Origin of the sequence: Lactobacillus sp. UMNPBX6, from assembly GCF_002553975.1 — a bacterium.
Classification (GTDB): Bacteria; Bacillota; Bacilli; order Lactobacillales; family Lactobacillaceae; genus Lactobacillus; species Lactobacillus gallinarum.
In genome coordinates this window covers 1-2,731 of sequence record NZ_PCZD01000098.1, presented here as the reverse complement: position 1 = coordinate 2,731, position 2,731 = coordinate 1, and the positions used below count along the sequence as shown (strand labels likewise).

Sequence of the window (2,731 nt, the reverse complement as noted above, 5' to 3'; positions counted from 1 at the left end):
TCTAATCTATCAAGCAGCTTGATTAAAAGTGTTCAATTTATTATTGCAATTTACGTAAGCTTTTTTCTTATTAATCAAACAATAAACGAAAGAAACAATCGCTTCAGCTAGCATTGTTCCTGCCATCCAGTCCATTGCCGGCATCATTTTTCCGCTAAAGGTAAAATACGCGGTAATTAAGTAACAAATTAACCACAAAATCTTCAAAAAAATACTTTGCATTAAATTCACCTTAAGCTTTTTCTATCTTACCTGCAGCAATTGACAAAGTTGTATGCGCATCATAGCTCATTACGCAACCACCAACGGTGTCAGGCAATTCAAGATCCTTTGGTACACCATGTACATAAACTACACGTTTATCTAATTGAAGATCTTCAGTGCCAAAGGCATCCTTGAACTTAGCTTGTAATTTTTCCAATGGAATATCAATTTCGTATTCGTAATGACCGTTTTCGTCTGCAACAGGATAACCATCGTGAGGGATGTTCATGTCTTGTGGCGCATCATCTAATGGCACCATGGTTGTACCTGATACTTCTTCAGTTTCTGGTAAATCAATGAAACCATCATGATTTTTATCCTGAGCCATAGTTGGAACATGAGCTTCCTTACCATCAGGAAAGCCGTGGAAGTGTTCCCAGTGTTCAATATTCTTAGGAGTATCGAACATTTCTACTTTGACATGAAGCTTGTCGCCATCTTCAGTAAATTCAGCGGTGCCATGAGCTTCGCAACCGATCTTATCTGCATTTAATGGGGTAATGTGTGCAATATATTTTTTCATCTTAATAATTCCTCTCTATACTATGATGTTTTAAAATTCATCATACAATCTTTGAGTAATAATTTGTTGTCTCAACACTTATCGTAATTAATTATAATTAAGAAGCTATTATGATAAAATTGATTTAAATCAAGAATTTTAGAAAAAATGATTTTTATGACAAAATATTCACCAATTGCTTGCTTAAGCAAAGCAGCCCTTTTTACTGATTTACCAATTGAATTAAAAGAAAAACTAGTAACCGTCTCCGAACACCAACAAAAATTTCCTAAAGGAAGTATCATTAGGCAACCTGACGACGGCAAAGATGGCATGATTGTCATCGATCAGGGAAAAGCAAAAGTCTACAATCTATCAAAAGATGGTAAAGAAGTTGTGCTAGGTATACTCCAAAAAGGTGATATCGAAGGCCAGCAACATTTATTCAAACAAAGCGAAAGTGAAAATTTTGTTGAAGCTGTGGAGGACACCTGGGTATGCTCAATTAATCGTGCTGATTTTCAAAACCTTTTGCAAAAAACACCGGATTTATCATTGAAGCTTTTAAATAATTTCGGTGAAAAATTAGTGGCAATTGAACACAATTCAGTGCTTAGAAATACTTTAGATGCCAAAGAACGGATATTGGCTTACCTAAATGACTTGGCCAATGAACAAGGTAAAAATGAAGTCAAATTAGAACTGAAGAAAAAGGACTTAGCCAGCTATTTGGGAATTACGCCGGAGACATTTAGCCGTAAGTTAAAAGAACTAGAAAAAGATGGCAAAATTGAAGTGCATGGACGCTGGATTAAGATGGAAAGATGAATTATGTAAAAAATAAAGCCCAGCAGATGCTGAGCTTATTTATTTTATTGCAAACCAAAAATTAATAGATTAGTTCCACCCACGTTCATTGAACCATCTTTTTTTAATTGTTTCAATGAACGTAAAACAAACTTTCTTTGATTACCATGCAACCTCTTAGCAGCCTTCATAGCAGCATTAAAGTCACGCTTGTTGTTTGCTTTCTTAAGACTAGTATTCAATCTATTAGCAATTCTCATAAGTGGCTTTTTCACATTCTTCATTGCAATACTATTTAAGTAATAGTATTGCAAACCAGATTGAGTAGTCCAACTAGAATATTTCTTATCATTAGAAGCAACCAAATATACTGGTGCACCAGCACCGCGGCCCTTAACGTTAAGAACTTTTTCTATTTTAAACTTAACTTTTTGAACCTTAAATTCACACTATTTTGACATCATATTTACAAAAAAATAAAGCTTAACAAAGGTTGAGCCATGCTTTGATCAATAATTAAGATATTCCACTTCTAATTATAAGCTAAAAATCAGATAAACATACATATTAGTTAATTACAATTAAATCTCACTTCTCACTCACATAAACCTGATGACTTCGTGGAAACTCACGCTTAAAAGCCGCAGTGAAAGCATGCTTTGCTACATTATCAGCAATCGCAAATGTATTAACAGAATTCTCATATCCCTGCTCAGTTAATTTCATTTGCTCACCATCAACTTCAACTGTTAATGAACGATCTTTCTTCTTAGTAAGCAACACCACACGTTTTGATTCTTTGCTTTTCAATAGCTGTTTTATTAATGACTTTACTTGTTTAACTGGTATCTCACGCATAATTTTCACCCAGCAACACTTTTGCTCTTCGTCAACTACCCTAGACTGAAGTCTAGGGCTTAGTGGCTCGTTAGCTTACGCTAACCAGAACACCAACTTGCTTAGATACGGACTTGACTTACCAGCAGTAATCTTTTGACTATTGCCGATAGAGGTCGTCTATTTACCAAAGCCTTTTGAGTCCGCGAGTTGCTAGCGGACTGCAGCCCCGAATAAGGCTGCTTTTTTTATTTTAGGATTCTGCCACTTGCCTAATCCTTTTTCTAAGATGTTCACGGCCGCATTCCAATCACGAATATG

4 protein-coding genes and 1 pseudogene are annotated in these 2,731 nt (G+C 35.4%); 1 reads left to right on the top strand and 4 read right to left on the bottom strand.

Features of this window, described 5'->3' with window-relative positions; genetic code table 11:
• Positions 1-9: 9 nt before the first annotated feature.
• The gene (locus CP357_RS09760; RefSeq protein ID WP_098037204.1) at positions 10-222 is read right to left on the bottom strand and encodes a hypothetical protein; all 213 of its coding nucleotides are present in this window, start codon (positions 220-222) and stop codon (positions 10-12) included.
• Between the two features lie 10 nt (positions 223-232).
• Entirely contained in the window at positions 233-787 is a 555-nt protein-coding gene (locus tag CP357_RS09755) for a hypothetical protein (RefSeq protein WP_098037203.1), read from the bottom strand.
• 156 nt (positions 788-943) lie between these two features.
• Here CP357_RS09755 and CP357_RS09750 point away from each other — a divergent pair, with 156 nt between their 5' ends.
• Entirely contained in the window at positions 944-1,594 is a 651-nt protein-coding gene (locus CP357_RS09750; RefSeq protein WP_087176097.1) for a Crp/Fnr family transcriptional regulator, read from the top strand.
• A 44-nt stretch (positions 1,595-1,638) separates the two neighbouring features.
• Here the strand turns inward: CP357_RS09750 and CP357_RS09745 are convergent.
• Together CP357_RS09745 and CP357_RS09740 are read right to left on the bottom strand one after the other, a co-directional pair.
• A pseudogene (locus CP357_RS09745) lies at positions 1,639-2,013 on the bottom strand (hypothetical protein); the annotation flags it as partial.
• A 148-nt stretch (positions 2,014-2,161) separates the two neighbouring features.
• A complete protein-coding gene (locus tag CP357_RS09740; RefSeq protein WP_087176096.1) occupies positions 2,162-2,431 on the bottom strand; it encodes a hypothetical protein in 270 nt (89 codons plus the stop codon).
• Between the last annotated feature and the right edge of the window lie 300 nt (positions 2,432-2,731).